Below are 17,133 nucleotides of genomic sequence, written 5' to 3' on the forward strand. Positions count from 1 at the left end.
AGTCAGTAGAGTGGCGCAATGTCGGCCGGTGTGAGCTTTTCGCTCGACTCGTCCAGCGCGATCTGCCCGTCCTGGATACCCACGATACGGGTGCAGTATTCCAGTGCGAGCTCGACATCATGGAGTGCGATAACGCTGGTCTTGAAGCGCTCTCTCAATAACGTCATAACCTGGTGGGCAAGCGGCCCATCCAGGGCAGAGACAGGCTCGTCCGCCAACAAAAGTCCTGACTGCCGGTAAAGGGCACGGGCGATGGCCACGCGCTGGCGCTGTCCGCCGGACAGCGATGCGGTGGGCATCCAGGCTTTCTCGGTCATCCCCAGTTCCGACAATAGGCTTTTGACGTCACGGCTGTCCCGGGTGAATGGCCGAACCAGGGTAACCATGTTGTACCAGTTGCCGTGGGCATCGAGGCGGCCCATGTACACGTTGTGGAATACCGGTAACGCGTTGACCAGTCCCAGGTCCTGGGGGACCAATGCTGCCAGGCGCTCCACCTGCTCATAGACAAGACGGATCAGAGTGGATTTTCCGGCGCCGCTGCGGCCCACCAGGCCAACGCGCTCTCCTTCCCTGACACTGAGGGAGAGCGGGCCAATCACCCGCTCTCCACCAAAAGACGCCGTCAGGCCGGATAGATCGAATCCCGACATTAATCGATGATTCCGATCTGCTTTCCAACTACCCGGATCGGCTCGTAAGCGTCATTGGAGACTGGGATGAAACCACTACGGGGAAAGCTTTCAAGCAATTCAGGGTCGTCCATCGCAAGCAGGGCTTCCTGAAGCCGTTTCTGGAAACCTTCACCGAACTGTTCGTTGACGTCGCCGCGAACACTCCACTGATAGTTCGGGTACGACGGCGTTGTCCAGATGACCTTCACCGCGTCTGTATCAATGTTGCCGTTTTCCATTTCCTTGTCCCACACTGAGAAGTTGATCGCACCAACATCGTAGGTGCCCGCCTCTACGAGACGAAGGGTGCGGGTGTGATTGCCACTGAAGCCTACACGGCTGAAGACGTCGTCGGGGCTGTCATCAAAGGATTCGCGAATATAGTACTCCGGAATCAGGCGACCGGAGGTTGACCCCTTGGAACCGAAGGTAAAGGTCTTCCCCCGGAGTTCGTCGGACAGGGTTTCCATCTCGTCAAGTCCGGTACTTTTGTGGGCAATGAAATGAGTGTAGAACGCTTTGTCTTCCACGCCCTGGGCAATCGCTTCAGAGCCGGGAACCAATTCGCGGGCCTGCACGCCGGAAAGCCCGCCGAACCAGGCTAGCTGGACCTGGTTGTTGCGGAAGGCTGAAACCGCGGCGGCGTAGGATTTGACAGGGATATAGCGAACATCTACGTCCAACTCTCCTGCCAGGTAATCGGCGATACCCCTGAAGCGTTCCACCAGTTTGGTTTCGTCTTCATCGGGAATGGCCGTGAAGACGAGTGTCTGGGCTGAAACGGTTGCTGAAGAGAGCAAGGTCAGTAAGCTGGCGACAGCGAATTTCCGTATCAATTTCAAAGCCATTTGAATTTCCTTGTGTCTGGAGCTGAATTTAGCGGGGTCACATGTCCGGACGGGAAGCCCGAAGCTATCCAGAATACCGTGATTTACTGCAACTCTGAACAGCTATACGATTCTATGAGCCAATCAGGTTAGGGGTATCCGGCAAAAAATGAAAATCTTGATGGAAACCGACACTCATGAAAATCATCCTGAATACCCCGGCGCTACCGGGCTCCAGGGCTGGTAATCGGGCCACGGCGGACCGATGGTGCCGGTTGCTTGAGCAGGCCGGACACCGGGTTTTCGTTGTGACCGAATACAACAACGAGCCCTGCGACCTGTACATTGCCCTGCACGCCTGGAGGAGCCATGAGGCCGTTCTTCGCTTCCGTGACCGTAACCCGGAAACGCCGATAATCGTTGTGCTTACGGGCACGGACATATACGACCACCAGTACCGCTACCCGGAGCAAACCCTCCATTCCATGGCCCTCGCGGATTGCCTTGTGGGGCTCCACCATCGTGTTGGCCGGGATATTCCCGAGCGTTTCGTGCCAAAGCTGGTGACGGTGTTGCAGTCCGCCGATCGGCCCGGGGGTAATGCAGGCGTCGATACCAGGCATTTCGATGTCTGTGTTATCGGACACCTGCGCGAGGAGAAGGACCCTCTGAGGGCCGCAATCGCGGCGAGGACATTGCCGCCAGGTTCGACCATCCGGGTGCTGAATGCAGGCAAGGCTCACAGCCATGACTGGGCTCGGCGAGCCATAGCCGAACAGGAGGCCAATCCGCGTTTTCAGTGGCTTGGCGAAATTGACAGACCGTCCACCCATCAGCTTATGAACCGTTGCCGTGCCATGGTTATCAGCTCGGTGATGGAAGGAGGCGCTAATGTCGTATCCGAAGCCTGTCGTGCAGGGCTGCCGGTTATCGCGTCGGACATCTCCGGCAATATTGGCCTACTGGGTGAAGATTACCCGGGGTACTTCCGTGTAGGCGACGAGGCTGATCTTGCGAAGGTGTTACTGTGGGCGGAACAATCCCCCGAATATCTCGGGGAACTGACCGATCGCGTCACCGAACTCGCCTCTTGCTTTGTTCCTGAAGCTGAGCAAGCGGCCCTGCTCACTGCGATTGAGAAGGCCAGGGCCAAAGGCGACCGTCTCAATCCCTGAGTGTGATGGGCTCGATGGGGCCGCTCTCATCCTGCAGCAACACCCGCCCTATAATGGCAGTGTGGGGATAGCCCATTGCTTTCAGCTCACTGATACAGGCATCCGCCTGGTCAGCGGGCACGCTGGCCAGCAGTCCGCCGGCGGTCTGCGGGTCGAAGATCAATGGGTAGCGAGGATGGTTGACCCACTTTTCCTGGTCTCGAATACCACGCCGGAGACGAATGTTGGCCGGCTGCAAGGAGCTGAGGATACCTGCTGCTGCAGTTTCCTCAGCGCCAGGCAAAATCGGTATTGCCGTGAGATCGAGCTCCGCATCAACGCCAGAGGGGCGCGTCATCTCAACCAGATGGCCAAGCAAACCAAAACCCGTTACGTCGGTGCAGGCTCGTGAACCATATCGGCGCAGGCACTGGGCCGCGTCTTTGTTGGACTGCATCATTGAGGCCAGGGCAGAATCAATCCAGCGGCCTTTCGCGGCAAGTTTGGCGTGGGCAGCGAAGAGCGTCCCGGTACCGATAGGCTTGGTCAGCAGCAGAACGTCTCCGGCCCGCAGGCCGCCCTTGCTCATGACGTCATCCGGATCAATCAACCCGTTGACGGCAAAGCCCAGTGCCAGCTCACGGCCTTCACCCGTATGGCCGCCTACCAACGCGCAGCCAGCTTCATTCAGCACTTCCACGGCGCCGGACATCATCTGGTAAACCACGTCTTCCACCTTGGACTCTATGCCGTAGGGCACGGTCGCTACGGCGGTGGCACTCTGAGCTTCGGCGCCCATGGCAAACACGTCGCCCAGGGCGTGATTGGCGGCAACCCGGCCGAACACATAGGGGTCGTCAATAAAGGCGCGAAAGAAATCGACGGTGTGAACCACCGCCTTTCCGGGTGGGACGGTCAGTACGGCGGCGTCGTCTGGGGCGTGTAGACCAATCAGGATGTCATCCCGCTCTATTGGTCGCAGCTCGCCGAGGGCCCGTGACAGCACGGTACTGCCCACCTTGGCACCGCAGCCACCGCAACGCATGGCCACCGCGGAGATGGCCTGGGACGCTTCCTCGGGGTTTTGTGCGGCGCCGGTGTCGGGCAGGGCGGCGTTCTCTTCCATGGCGGGAAGATCATTGAATTTCGCCATGAAGCGTCTATCAATGCTGTTTTTCCAGCGCCAGACCCAAGAACCGGCCAACGACAGGTCACCTCTGGAGGCCACTGCGAATTTGTCGCCGGTACTGATCAGCGCCAGCCATTTTTTCTGCGGCCGGAATGGCTTCGCGGGCTTTCCGAGGGCATGGCGGCGGAGGTTGTCCGCCAGTGGCCGGCCCTGACGAACGGCAAATACGCCGGCTTTTTCCCGGGGGTGATTTACAACGTTGGCAATGTCACCCGCCGCGAAGATATCGTTGTCGGTTTCTGTCTGCAGGGTGTCCGTCACCCGGATAAAGCCACCGTCGTCCAGGGCCAGGCCGGTATCCCGCAGCCACTCGGGGCCGCCGGCACGGGTGACCCAGAGCACTTCGTCAACCGACAGGGTGTCGCCGGACTCCGTGGTCAAACGATTGGCCTCGACCTCTGAGACTGCGGATCCCAGGTGGACCTTCACCCCACGGCTTGCGAGTGTGTCAGCGAATACCGCACGCACCCTGGCGTTGTGGGTAGGCAGGATCTGCTGGTCTGCATCAAACAGATGAAAGTGCAACTGGTCCGGGTCGTGGCCGCGCTTTTCGAGCTCATTTCGTAGCCGGAACTGCATGGCCAGTGTGAGTTCAACGCCACCTGCACCTGCGCCGACCACAGCAACGGTCATCGGGCCGTCATGGTTTTCCAGCCGCGACAATAATGACAGCCAGCGATTGTTGAATCCGTTGATAGGCTTGACGGGCACTGCATGTTCAGTTGCGCCGCTGACGTCACCGACCTTGGGAGCGGACCCGATATTCACCGACAGAATGTCGTAAGGCACGTCCGGTCGGGAGCGGCAGACCACACGTTTTCGATGGCGGTCGATGCCAACAACTTCATCGCGGTAGAAGCGCGCGCCCGCGAACTCGGCCAGTTTGCTGAGGTCTATATGGACGTCGTCGTAGGAATAATGCCCAGCCACATACCCGGGAAGCATTCCGGAGTAGGGTGTATGGGTATCCCTGCAGATGAGGGTAAGGCGGACACCAGGCACTGGGTTCATGGCAAAGCGCTTGAGAACGCCTACGTGGCTGTGTCCGCCGCCAATCAGGACAATGTCCCGTAAAACAGGCTGTTCGGATTGTTGCATTAAATAACTTTCTTGGCTTCGTCGCTGAAGGTGTTAAAGCCTTTCACGCTTGAAAATGCCTGAAGCTTTTCTTTGTCCGCGTCAGACGGATTGGCGATCTGGTCAACCGAGGTGATACCGGCTTCCTTCATTTTGCGGGCGGTGGCCGGCCCAATACCTTTAACCTGGGTCAGGTCGCTCTTGTCCTTCGGCTTTGGAGCGCGTGTTGCTGCAGCCGGCTTTGCCGCTGGCTTCCGCGCGGCCGTGGCGGCTTTCTTGGGAGCGGCTTTAGTGGCTGCGGCCGGACTTTTGGCGGCGGTGCTCGCCTTGGGTTTGGCGGCTTTCTTTGCAGTTGCCGCTTTTGGTGTGGCGGGCTTCTTGGCGGTCGGTTTTTTGGCCGCTGTCTTACTGGCGGTGGATTTTTTCGGAGCTGACTTGCCTTTGGCAGCAGGGCCGGCCTTCTTGGCGGCCTGGCCTGCGACCTTCTTCGCCTCTTCGCTGGCTTCCTTGCTGGCAATACCAAGGCGGTCCAGGATATTGTTTTGCAAATCGTGGAATTCACCCAAGCGACGTTCAAATTCTTCGTTGAAACGTTTCATTTCACGATCACGAAGCTCATCCACTTCCTTCAGCAGTTTGCGGACGGGTTCCTGAATCTGGTTTTGCAGGCTGTCGAACTGCTTGAGGGCGTCGTTGATCAGCTTTTCGATCTGTGATGACGTTTTATCGAACTCTTTGTTCACTTTCTTGACGACTTTATCAACGCTTTGCTTGTTGGCTTTCTTCGCCATGAGGACTTTCTCCTTGAAGTGCAAGTTGATGTGGGGCGTTGGTGAGTTCAGGCCAGTTGCCGAATGCTGGAGGCGGGCCCTGAGGAACGTCTGGATTTTAGCGTCTGCTTCTTGAGCACCACCTCACGAATGCGCTTGAGTTTTTCGCTCAGGGCAGACGAGGAGTTGTCATTGAGTTCTACGAAATCAACGGAATAGAAGAAATTGCTACAGTGTTTCCTGCGTTCCGTTACCAGGCCGGTAATTCCATCCGCCCTGATGTCGTCAAACGGCATTTCCATCACGAGATCCAGGATAACCGTATCACCGGGGTTAAATATCTTGTCCGTCTTCATCACACATCCGAAGTGATCGAGCTCGAACAGGGCGGCCTGCACACGCTCCCGGCGAAAGAGGCCACGCTTGATGTGAAAATGTGCGACAAGATCCGGTAGTGCTTCGTTCATCTAAAAGTGATCTCTTTTGCACCCCGAGGGGGTCCGGACGACACCCCGAGGGCGTGTTCCTGAAAGTATATGGTTAAACAATAGCCACACTCTGTTGGTTTGGCAACGTGTTCAGTGTCATACGATAGAGCTCTCAGGCGGTTCATCAACTGTTTTTATCATTTTGGCCCGTTTGTAGCGTGTTGAGCTCGTAAATATCCGTGCGCCGGTCTTTCAGGTTCGTCACCGAGCCTTCGTTGCGCACCAGCTTCAGCTTTTCCAGATCCATATCTGAAAACATGATCATTTCCGTATTCGGTGTGGTTTCCGCCATCACCGCATCGTGGGGGAACGCAAAGTCCGACGGTGAGAATACGGAAGACTGGGCGTACTGCACGTCCAGGTTCTCAACCTTGGGAAGGTTACCCACACTACCGGTGATCACGACATAGCACTCGTTTTCAATCGCCCGTGCCTGCGCACAGTGCCGCACCCGAAGGTATCCGTTCTTGGTGTCCGTCCAGAAGGGCACCATAATAATATCCACCTCTTCGATGGCCGCCAGGCGCCCCAGTTCCGGGAACTCGATGTCGTAACAGATCATGATGGCCACGCGGCCGGCGTCGGTGTCGAACACCTGGAACTTCTCACCGCCTTCGATGACCCAGTCACGGCGTTCGTGGGGCGTGATATGGATCTTGCGCTGCTCGTCGACGCGGCCGTCGCGGTGGCACAAATAGGACACGTTGTAGACCCGATCATTTTCGAGCAGGGGCATCGAGCCGGTAATGATGTTGATGTTGTAACTGACCGCCATTTCCGACATCTGATTGCGGAATTGCTCGGTAAAGCCTGCCAGAAAGCGAATGGCCCGTGTCTGGTCCACTTGGTCCGTCAGGCCCATCAGCGGTGCGTTGAAAAACTCTGGAAACAGGGCGAAATCGCTCTTGTAATCCGAGAGCGCATCCACGAAGTACTCCACCTGTTCCAGCACTTCCTCCACAGAGGTAAATTCACGCATCTGCCACTGAACGGCACCCAGGCGCACTTGAGTCTTCTTGACGTTAAGCACCGGCGACGGCGGGGTATAGAGGATGTTCCGCCATTCCAGCAGAGTGGCGTAGCCCAGGGATTTCTCGTCTTCCGGCAGGTACTTGTGCATCAGCCGGGTGACCTGGAAGTCGTTGGACAGCTGAAAGCTGAGGATCGGGTCGTAGATGTCCTTGCGATCCACACGCTGGATGTATTCTTCCGGGGAGTGCTGGTCTGAATACTTGTGATATCCAGGGATGCGGCCACCCGCCAGGATGGCGCGCAGGTTCATGGATCGGCAGAGTTCTTTGCGAGCTTCATAAAGCCGCCGGCCAAGGCGGTAGCCGCGATAATCCGGGTGGATAAACACATCGAGGCCGTAAAGCGAGTCGCCTTTGGCGTTGTGCCAGATTTTTTCATTGCGCAGGATCAGGTCGTCGTAGGTGTGCGGATTGCTGAATCGCTCATACTTGACGCACACCGTGAGGGCTACGGCCACCAGGTCACCGGACTCTTCGATACAGATCTGACCATCCGGAAACTGTTGCACCAGAGCTTCGATCGTGTCCTCTGGCCAGGCACCGCCAATATCGTCGTAGACCCTGTCCATCAGTCGCTGGAGCTGTGGGTAATCATCACTGGTCAGGTTACGAAGGTTGAGGTGCAGTTCTTCGTGGGCCATATACGGCAGCTCCCGTTGGGTGTGGAAATGACGGCAAGAATTGTCGATTGCTTCGGTATTTTATCAGAGAGCGCTAAAGACTTCTTATCACCTAAAGCTTAAGACTTCTTATCACATAAAGTTAAAGACTTTGCAGCACACGCCGAAAACCAGTTTATGAATGAAAGACAGCCGATAGGCTGTTTGACTGACCCCCCGAATAGACTGTCTCGAAAAGGACCCGGAAAATGAACCTGAGTTTCGGCCAGAAGTTGCTCGTCGCCTTTGGTATTTTGCTTTTACTTGTTATGGGGGCGTTTACGCTCAGCGGCAACCTCCGGTTACAGGAGACTACGGATACTTATGTTGATGCACTGATTGAAGACACCGTGGCTCAGAGTACGTCCAGCATTGCGGATTGGCTCAACACCCGTCTTGCCATGACCGAAGCAACGGCAAAAGCACTGGAGTCGGTGGAAACCGATGCCGAGGCGAGGGTTATCCTGGCCGCTGCGACAACCGGTGGCGGGTTCATTGACGTCTATGTTGGCCGTGATGATGGCTATATGCTGATGAAGGACGATGCCTCAGAAGCCACGCTGCCTGCGGATTTCGACCCACGCACGCGGCCCTGGTTCAAACAGGCGAAACAAAAGGGCTCAGCGTCGTTCACCGAACCCTACGTGGACGCGGGCACTGGAGGCACCATCATTTCCACGCTGGCACCGGTCAAACGTGGGGCTTACCAGGGTGTTGTCGGTGGTGATATTGCCCTGAAGACCATAGAACAGACGCTCTCCACGATTACGCTGGCCAACACCGGCTATGCCGCCCTGATCAGTGACGACGGCACCGTGTTGTTTCACCCGGACCAGAAACTGGTTGGCAAGAAGATCAGCAGTCTTTTGGGAGAATCTCCTCGGCTCAGCGGTGAAATTCACGAATATGACACCGGAGATGCCAGTTGGACTGCCGGTTTCCATCGCATCAAAGGTGCCCGTGGTGTTGAGTGGTATCTCGGCACTTTTATCAATGAGGACAAAATCAATGCGCCGGTCCATGCCGCTCGCGTAACCGGGCTGATCATCGCAGTAATTGGCTTGTTGGTGTCCCTGGTGATCCTGCGTTTTGGTATCCGCGTGCTGATGGCTCCCGTTCGCAAGCTTAATGCCGCCATGGCATCAATCGCCAGTGGCGAGGCGGACCTCACCAAGCGCCTGGACGATAGCGCCAACGACGAGTTCGGCAAGCTCGCGGCGGAGTTCAACAGCTTTGTTGAGAATATCCAGAATGTGGTCCGGGACGTCCAGCAAGGCACCGCCGAGCTTGGCGAAAACGTGTCCTCCCTGCGGGATACTGCCAGCACCAGCCGAGACAGCGTTGAAAAACAGCAGGCCGAGATTGATATGGTGGCCACGGCCATCAATGAGATGTCTGCCGCTGCCGGGGAAATTGCACAGAATGCCCAACAGACCGCGGATGCGTCCAACACCGCCGATGCAGACAGCCGCGCTTCCCTTGAAACCGTTGCCGCTTCCCGGGATGCAGTCCAGAAATTGTCAAAAGAGATTAACGCCGCTGCGGAAGTCATCGATAAACTCGGCAAGGACGTTACCGACATTACCTCGGTTCTCGAGGTAATTCAGGGGATTGCTGAACAGACCAACCTGCTGGCACTGAACGCGGCGATCGAGGCCGCAAGGGCAGGGGACGCGGGTCGTGGCTTTGCGGTTGTTGCTGACGAAGTGCGCAATCTGGCCCGCCGCACCCAGGACAGCACGGAAGAGATCAACAACATGATTGAGCGCCTGCAAAGCGGTGCAACCCAGGCTGTGGACGTCATGAAGGCATCAACAGCGGTCTCGAATGTGAGCATGGAGAAAGCCCAGGATGCCATGGAGTCCCTTAACCGTATTGCTGATGCCATAACGTCGATCAGCCAGATGACCTCCCAGATCGCAACGGCTTCTGAGGAGCAGACCTCTGTGACGGAAGAGTTGAACTCCTCCATCACCCGGATTGCCGACCAGGGCCAGGAGGCCGCCAAGGCTGCCAGCGAGAACGACGTCTATAGCGGTCAGATCGAATCGGTCGGCCACACGCTTAGTAAGAACGTGTCACGATTCAGGGTTTGAGTAAGACGTTTTCTGGGGCGCGGATAGTATCTGGATTCGCCGTCGGAGTTCGAGGAGGGTTCTGGTGCCGATGGCCCGGGACTCGTCCGTCAGATAGGGATTTTCCAGAACAAGGACGTTCCGGCTGTGCAGGTTTAGCTCGTCGATGGACTGGCCGTAGTATTGGTTGAGGTACGCGCCAAAGCTGCCATCGAAAATGGCCCTTTCCATGCCCAATTGAAGCCGATGTGCTGTTTCGTGGTCGTGCCGGTTGACGAAGAAGTAAGAGGGCATCGGATAGGCCAGCAGCAGGTCCGGCTCGATGGCGAAATCTTCGTTGTTTTCAAGCTCCAGATCGAAAAGAACCTCGTTGACTCCCCGGGCGAAGCATTCAAAACGATGATTCTCCAGCATGCGGAAAAGAATTTCGTACCGCGAGTGAGTCACCACGCTGACTCCGTTGGCCTGAAGAATCGACGAATCCGGCCAGTGTGCGCCCTGGCCGATGCGGATACCGACTTCCTCAAGATTGCCAAGGCTTCGGATGCCTTTGAACCTGGGCAATGATTCTTTAAGCACCACGCACACCCGAAGCCCCAAAAGTCCGCCATCGATAGGTATGGGGATGGCCTGCAGGCTTTCTTCCCTCTGTTTTGATGTCGCGACATTCGCGAGATCGACCAATTTTGATTGCTGGCGCTCAAGTTCGCGGACAACCCGGCCTTGGGCCATCTCCGGGGTGCGAGTGATTCGATACGAACCGTATTCCGGTGTCTTGTCGAAGGCGAGGGCAACCAGGGCACGTATGGGTGGGCTGTCGTAATTGCGGTACCACAGGCGATATTCCCTTGCCTGTGTTTCTCCAGACAGATATTCCGAAGACACACCGGTTCCCGGGCAAGCCAGAAACAATGCCAGGGCCGTCAGCCAGCCACGCGCACGCCTCACTTTCATTGAAGACTTACTCCCGCGTCCATTCGAGTTTCTTGTTATCGCCCGTTTTGATATCCAAGCAGTTTAGGTGAATTTTTCTTTCCGGAAAGGGATAACCGTAAAAAATCCCGAAAACAGTTGCGATACCTTTTAAACGGCTGCAATCATGGGCGTTAAATCACCAACAGGTAAGAAAACATGGCGTTCATCGACAATCTGATAGGTGCAACCGGCCATTGGGTGTCTGAATCGAATCCTGGGGCGCGAATCACGCAACCGCTGGCCTGGCTCCGTAAAACCAGTGGTTATGCGGCCGTCAACCGAATTATTGGCCTATCGATCCCGTTCGCACCACGAAATCGATTCAGTGTTGAGGAGATTCGCCCAGGGTTCGTTAAGGCAAGAATACGCCTGAAAGGCAATAAGAACCACTTTGGCAGCCTCTACGCCGGTGCCTATTTCCTGGTGGCGGAGATCCCCGGTGGTGTGTTGACGCTGTTTGATCTCGGCCCGGCTTACACGCCGATTCTCAAGGAAATGACGCTTCAGTTCCTGCAGCCGGCGAATTCCGATGTGTTTGTGGAGTTTTCACTGGACGCCGCCACGGTTGAAGCCATCAAGGCCGAGGCCGATGCTACGGGCAGGGCCGCGTTTGAGTTAGAAGGCACACTGTACGACAGTGACGGCCATCATGTGGCCACTTCGATGGCCCACTATCGTGTTCGCAAGAAAGGCTTCCAGGCGCAGTGAACTGAGGTTGATTCAAGCGCCGTCCAACTCCCGTAGGGCGGCGAGGAAAGTTTCCCCGTATTTTTCGAGCTTTGCCGCACCCACGCCGTTTATCTCAGCCATTTCGGCAAGGCTGTTCGGTTTCTTGTCCAGAATTTCAAACAGCGTGGCATCGTGGAAAATCACGTAGGGCGGCACGCCCTTCTCATCCGCCAGCGATTTTCGGCAGGCCCGCAGCGCTTCCCAGCCGGGTTTGTCAGTGATCTGGTCTGCAATCCTGCGGCGGCCGGACCCTGATGACCCACGGCCACTGGAGGCCTTCACCACGGGATCCTTGCGTAATTGGATAGCTACCTCGCCCTTAAGTAGCGGGCGGCATTGCTCCGTGAGTTGCAACGCTCCGTAGCCTTCCGGGTCAGCCCTGAGGTAACCGTTGGCCACCAGTTGACGGAACACGGACTTCCAGTCATTAGCCGATAACTCGGTACCAATGCCGTAGGTGGAAACCGTTTGATGGCCGGACTGCAGGATACGTTCGTTCTCAGAGCCGCGTAACACATCAATTAAATATGTGACCCCGAAACGTTGCCCGGTCCTGAACACGCAGGAGAGCGCCTTCTGAACGGCAACCTTGCCGTCCCAGGTTTCCGGTGGGGTCAGGCAGGTATCACAGTTCCCGCAGGGCTGTTCAAGGGTGTCGCCGAAATACCGCAGCAACACCTGTCGCCGACAGCTTGTCACTTCGCACAGGCCTAGCATGGCATCCAGTTTCTGGCGCTCAACCCGTTTGAAGTGGTCATTGCCCATGGAGCCTTCGAGCATCTGTCGCAGTTTGATCACGTCCTGCAGGCCGTAAACCATCCAGGCGGTCGAAGGCTTTCCATCACGACCGGCTCGTCCGGTTTCCTGATAGTAGGCTTCCAGGCTTTTTGGAAGGTCCAGGTGGGCGACAAATCGAACATCGGGTTTATCGATGCCCATGCCAAAAGCAATGGTGGCCACGATGATGACGCCGTCCTCGCGTAGGAAGCGCTCCTGATTCCGCGCGCGATCACCGGCATTGAGGCCCGCATGGTAGGGCAGAGCGGTGTAGCCTTTGTCACTGAGCAGCTTCGCGGTGCTGTCGACTTTGTTGCGGGACAGGCAATAAACGATGCCGCAGTCGCCATCATGTTCCGCTTTAATAAAATCCAGTAGTTGTTTGTTTGCATTGGTTTTCGGAGCAATTCGGTACTGAATATTCGGGCGATCAAAACCACTGATAAAGTGTCGGGCTTCGGTCAGGGACAGCCGTTCAGCGATCTCCTTGCGGGTGCGCTCGTCCGCGGTGGCGGTGAGGGCTATGCGGGGTACGCCCGGGAATTCATGGGCCAGCCGGCTTAGCTCCAGGTAGTCGGAGCGGAAATCGTGCCCCCACTGGGACACGCAGTGGGCTTCGTCGATGGCAAACAGGGAAATAGAAGCATCATGTAACAGGTCCAGTGTGCGAGGCTGGATCAGCCGTTCCGGCGCGCAGTAAAGCAGGTCGAGTTCGCCGGTCATAAGGGCGTTTTCAGTGTCCCGGGCCTGTTCGAAATCCATGGTGGAGTTCAGGAACGCGGCCTTGACACCCAGTTCTTTCAGCGCTGCCACCTGGTCCTGCATCAGTGCAATCAGAGGTGATATGACGACAGCTGTTCCGGCGCGAACCAGGGCTGGCACCTGATAGCAGAGGGATTTACCACCACCGGTGGGCATCAGTACCAACGCATCGCCACCGTTAACCAGCTCGCGGATAATGTCGCCCTGCAAGGGCCGGAAGGTCTCGTAACCGAAAACACGATGAAGGACTTCTTCCGGGTCCTGGTCGGTAACACGGGGGCGCTCTGTGCTGAGTTGTGCAAAATCCATGACTTGGCCAGCGGTGTTGGTTGAGGGTAAAGGGTGCCGTTCTGGCAGGCAGGCCATGATACCAGAAAGCGGTCACGGAATCGGCGGAGACAAACAAACCTTATAAACGCTACAATGCGCCTTTTTTCTGCACCCAACAAACAGGAACTCCATGCAGGAATTTGACGCCATCCGACCTTACTCGGACGAGGAAACCGGAACCGCCATCAACAATCTGGTACGGGATCCGGAATTTCTGGATATGATTGGCCGCTTCAAGTCGCCCACACTGGCCAAATGGGCGCCGGGAATGCTCCGGGTATGGGTCAAGCGCTGGCTGGCCAGGAACTTTGGCGGACTTACCCGTATCGACGACCTCCAGGCGCGATTGTCTGGCTACGTTGGTGAACTGGTTGATCACACAACGACCCGGGTTACCCACAGCGGGCTGGAAAATCTGGACAAGCAGAGCGCTCACCTGTTCATCTCCAACCACCGCGACATCGTGTTCGACCCGATGGTGGTCAATTACCTGCTGTTCGCGAACGGCTTCAATACCACACGTATTGCCATTGGCGACAACCTGCTGGCGAACCGCGTATTTGCTGAAATGATGCGGCTGAACAAGAGCTTTGTGGTGCGTCGCAGTATGACCAGCCCACGTGAAATGCGGGACGCCTACATCATGCTTTCGGCGTTTATCAATCACAGTATCGACAACAACGAGAGCATCTGGATTGCGCAGCGTGAAGGGCGCGCCAAAGACGGGCTGGATTTCACCGATCCCGCCATTATTAAAATGTTCTACATGAGCCAGAAGAAAAGTGGGTTGGATTTCGGCGAAGCCATGAACCGGCTGAACATCGTGCCGGTGTCCATTGCCTACGAGTATGATCCCTGCGATATGGACAAGGCCCGAGAGCTCGAAACCCGCTCCCGCACGGGCAAGTACATTAAGGCCGAAGGCGAGGATACTAACCAGATAATGCGCGGGCTCACGGGGTTCAAGGGCCACGTGCACGTGCATTTCGGAGCACCCATCGCGGATGCCGAAAACACGCCTAAGGAACTGGCTGCCCGGATCGATCGGGAGATGCATGCCAATTATCACTTGCACACGTCCAACCTGGTGGCCTATCAGCAAAGAGGCATTCATCCTGATTCACACGCCAGCAGAGACTCTGTAAGCGATGCGGTGGTGACGGCAGAGGCCTGGTCAGCGGCGGAAATAGAAGCCGCCGAGTCGGAGATGGAGCGTCGACTCGATGCCTGCGACCCGGCGATTCGGCCCTACCTGCTGGATATGTACGCCAACCCGGTGGTCACGGCGCTTGAAGCTCACAATGGCAACGGCTCGACGGATACACCAACGGAACACCCCTGATACCCGAGGTATTTTGTGCAAGAACTTCAAACTATCGAATTGGAAACCAATCCCAATCCTACTGCCGCCGTTATCTGGCTGCATGGCCTTGGAGCCAGTGGCCATGATTTCGAGCCGGTAGTGCCGGAGTTGGGGTTGCCCGACAATGCAGCTGTTCGGTTCATTTTTCCTCACGCCCCCAACATGCCGGTCACCATTAACGGTGGAATGACGATGCCAGCCTGGTACGACATCAAGGCAATGGATATTGATCGAGTGGTGGACACCGATCAGTTGATGGCCTCGTCAGACGCGGTTGCAAAACTGGTGGACCGGGAAATTGAGCGTGGCGTGAAGAGCGAGAACATTGTGATTGCCGGGTTTTCCCAGGGGGGCGCCGTGGCCTACGAGCTTGGGTTGAGCTATCCGAAGCGCCTGGCGGGCATTATTGCCCTGTCAACATACTTTGCCACTGCGAAGACTGTGAAGTGCTCAGAGGCGAATCGTGATATCCCGATCCGGATCTATCATGGCACCTTTGACCCCATGGTACCGGAGGCCCTGGGCCGGCAAAGCGTGGAAAATCTGCAGGACATGGGGTTTGAACCCACGTATGAGACCTATCCGATGGAACACAGCGTGTGCATGGAAGAGATCGTGGATATCGGCAAGTTCCTTCGCGATAACGTACTGTAAAGCTCGCCTGACGTTCGATTGGCGAAGCCTAAGCAGGGCAGGTTGCCTCGCTTAGCTTCGCCAGAACGCTGGTGAAAGCACAATTACCACGCTCAGTATTTCCAGACGCCCCATCAGCATACCCACCGATAGAATCCATTTGGCAAGCTCCGGGAGCGGTGCAAAGGTGCCCGCTGGCCCAATTGTGTCGCCGAGCGCCGGGCCAACGTTGGTCAGCACGGTGAGTGCTCCGGACAGGCTGGTGATAAAGTCCAGCTGCAGAGCTGCCAGTGCGACCGTTATGATCAGCAGGCACAACAGAAAGATAAAGGTGTAGGCAATCATCGAAGCGATAATTTCGTCGCTGACCGCGCGGCCATTATAGTTGCGGGTAAACACGGCCCTGGGATGCAGCAGCCGCATCAGCTGCTCCCTCAGTACGATCAATGAGAGCTGGAAGCGGAACACTTTCATGCCCCCGGCTGTTGAGCCGGAGCACCCGCCGATAAACATCAGAAAGAAAAACAGCACAAACGCAAGTGGGCCCCACGCAGAGTAATCTTCCGAGGCATAGCCGGTTGTCGTGACCACAGACGTGACATTGAAGAGCGTCGACACGTAGCCGTTAACGAGGTCGAACTCCACTGGTGAGACGTACCAGCGGTAAAGAGTCAGTAAGGCAGGTACCACCAGCAGGATGGTCACGAACAGCCGCACCTGCTGATCCCTGAACAGTACGCCGTGCTGGCCATGCATTTCCCGGACAAAAAGAAAGAACGGCATGCTGCCGATCATCATGAACAGGGTGGCTTCCAACAGAATCAGGTTGGAGTCGAACTTGCCCATGGACAAGTCGGATGTGGAGAAGCCGCCGGTCGCAATACTCGTCAGGCCATGGTTGAATGCGTCAAACAGGCTCATGCCGGACAACCAATAGGTCGTTACCGCAAGCACCGAAAACGCCACGTAAACCAACAGCAGGCCACGACTGAGGGTTTTCATTCGCGGCAGGGCCTTGTCAGTCCATTCTGAAGATTCCGTTGCAAAAAGCCGCATGCCGCCCACGCGGAGGAAGGGCAATACGGCAACGAACATGCCGATGATCCCGATACCGCCAATCCATTGCAGTACAGAGCGCCAGAGCAGTAGGTCCTGATCCATGGTGTCCAGGCCGGTAAGCACCGTGGCTCCGGTGGTGGTGATGCCGGATGTGCCTTCGAAAAAGGCCTCGCCGAGGGTAAGCCCCAGATCACTGAGATAGAACGGGAGCGAGGAGAGCAGGGCGATAATAAACCAGCTGGAGACGGTCAGCACGAACATGTAGCGGGGCTTCAGGTCTCGTGCCTGGCGGTAGGTCGCGAGAATGCCCAGCAGCCCCGTGCCAAAACAGATAGCCGCAGACTCCGCAAACGCCATGGCATTCGGCGATTCAGAAGTTACGAGAAGAAGCACAGGTAAGGTCATGAAAATACTAAGAAGTATAAACATGACGCTCATGATAAAGATTACGGGGTTCAGGTTTCTCAAAGGACGCTCTAGCCGGCTGAACAGAGAGACGGCGTCAGAATACATGCGGCTTGGGGCTTTCGCAAGGTGGAACCCGCAGTGCGTCAGGGCCTT

The 17,133-nt window shown here is 56.6% G+C and carries 14 protein-coding genes; 5 read left to right on the top strand and 9 right to left on the bottom strand.

Annotated elements, in window-relative coordinates; all coding sequences use genetic code 11:
* Positions 1-2: 2 nt before the first annotated feature.
* A complete protein-coding gene (locus B2590_RS18605) occupies positions 3-653 on the bottom strand; it encodes a phosphonate ABC transporter ATP-binding protein (protein WP_036207303.1) in 651 nt (216 codons plus the stop codon).
* Positions 653-1,522 carry a putative selenate ABC transporter substrate-binding protein gene (locus tag B2590_RS18610; RefSeq protein WP_075194872.1) on the bottom strand — a complete coding sequence of 290 codons (870 nt, stop codon included), beginning with the start codon at positions 1,520-1,522 and terminating at the stop codon, positions 653-655. The genes B2590_RS18605 and B2590_RS18610 overlap by 1 nt, the downstream gene beginning before the upstream one ends.
* A gap of 176 nt (positions 1,523-1,698) precedes the next feature.
* Here B2590_RS18610 and senB point away from each other — a divergent pair, with 176 nt between their 5' ends.
* Complete coding sequence (gene senB, locus B2590_RS18615) at positions 1,699-2,676, top strand: selenoneine biosynthesis selenosugar synthase SenB (RefSeq protein WP_036207298.1); 978 nt, start codon at positions 1,699-1,701, stop codon at positions 2,674-2,676.
* Here senB and selD read toward each other — a convergent pair.
* The 4 genes from selD to B2590_RS18635 form a co-directional block, all read right to left on the bottom strand.
* Complete coding sequence (gene selD, locus B2590_RS18620; protein ID WP_127401315.1) at positions 2,666-4,942, bottom strand: selenide, water dikinase SelD; 2,277 nt, start codon at positions 4,940-4,942, stop codon at positions 2,666-2,668. The two genes, senB and selD, sit on opposite strands and share 11 nt — an antisense overlap.
* Complete coding sequence (locus B2590_RS18625; protein WP_127401313.1) at positions 4,942-5,712, bottom strand: helix-hairpin-helix domain-containing protein; 771 nt, start codon at positions 5,710-5,712, stop codon at positions 4,942-4,944. The genes selD and B2590_RS18625 overlap by 1 nt, the downstream gene beginning before the upstream one ends.
* 47 nt (positions 5,713-5,759) lie before the next feature.
* Entirely contained in the window at positions 5,760-6,158 is a 399-nt protein-coding gene (locus B2590_RS18630) for a hypothetical protein (RefSeq protein WP_007152149.1), read from the bottom strand.
* Positions 6,159-6,303: 145 nt separating this feature from the next.
* Positions 6,304-7,851 (bottom strand): bifunctional GNAT family N-acetyltransferase/carbon-nitrogen hydrolase family protein, encoded by a 1,548-nt coding sequence (locus tag B2590_RS18635; RefSeq protein WP_036207289.1) that lies wholly within the window; start codon positions 7,849-7,851, stop codon positions 6,304-6,306.
* Positions 7,852-8,078: 227 nt separating this feature from the next.
* On the opposite strand from B2590_RS18635, the gene B2590_RS18640 reads away from it, so the two are divergent.
* The gene (locus B2590_RS18640; protein WP_091644281.1) at positions 8,079-9,965 is read left to right on the top strand and encodes a methyl-accepting chemotaxis protein; all 1,887 of its coding nucleotides are present in this window, start codon (positions 8,079-8,081) and stop codon (positions 9,963-9,965) included.
* Here the strand turns inward: B2590_RS18640 and B2590_RS18645 are convergent.
* Positions 9,948-10,898, bottom strand: a complete 951-nt coding sequence (locus B2590_RS18645; protein ID WP_091644284.1) for a hypothetical protein — start codon at positions 10,896-10,898, stop codon at positions 9,948-9,950. The two genes, B2590_RS18640 and B2590_RS18645, sit on opposite strands and share 18 nt — an antisense overlap.
* A 177-nt stretch (positions 10,899-11,075) precedes the next feature.
* Between B2590_RS18645 and B2590_RS18650 the strand changes: the two genes are divergently transcribed.
* A complete protein-coding gene (locus B2590_RS18650; protein ID WP_036207280.1) occupies positions 11,076-11,627 on the top strand; it encodes a PaaI family thioesterase in 552 nt (183 codons plus the stop codon).
* 12 nt (positions 11,628-11,639) lie between these two features.
* On the opposite strand, the gene recQ is transcribed toward B2590_RS18650, so the two are convergent.
* Positions 11,640-13,496: a DNA helicase RecQ gene (recQ, locus tag B2590_RS18655; RefSeq protein ID WP_286848042.1), complete on the bottom strand. Its 1,857-nt coding sequence runs from the start codon at positions 13,494-13,496 to the stop codon at positions 11,640-11,642.
* A gap of 151 nt (positions 13,497-13,647) precedes the next feature.
* Here recQ and B2590_RS18660 point away from each other — a divergent pair, with 151 nt between their 5' ends.
* Positions 13,648-14,859: a 1-acyl-sn-glycerol-3-phosphate acyltransferase gene (locus B2590_RS18660; protein WP_286811748.1), complete on the top strand. Its 1,212-nt coding sequence runs from the start codon at positions 13,648-13,650 to the stop codon at positions 14,857-14,859.
* A 15-nt stretch (positions 14,860-14,874) separates the two neighbouring features.
* Entirely contained in the window at positions 14,875-15,534 is a 660-nt protein-coding gene (locus tag B2590_RS18665; protein WP_286811749.1) for an alpha/beta hydrolase, read from the top strand.
* Between the two features lie 51 nt (positions 15,535-15,585).
* On the opposite strand, the gene B2590_RS18670 is transcribed toward B2590_RS18665, so the two are convergent.
* The gene (locus B2590_RS18670) at positions 15,586-17,001 is read right to left on the bottom strand and encodes a TrkH family potassium uptake protein (protein WP_075194863.1); all 1,416 of its coding nucleotides are present in this window, start codon (positions 16,999-17,001) and stop codon (positions 15,586-15,588) included.
* Between the last annotated feature and the right edge of the window lie 132 nt (positions 17,002-17,133).

Source organism: Marinobacter sp. UBA3604, from assembly GCF_002375325.1.
In the GTDB taxonomy this organism is placed as follows: Bacteria; Pseudomonadota; Gammaproteobacteria; order Pseudomonadales; family Oleiphilaceae; genus Marinobacter; species Marinobacter salarius.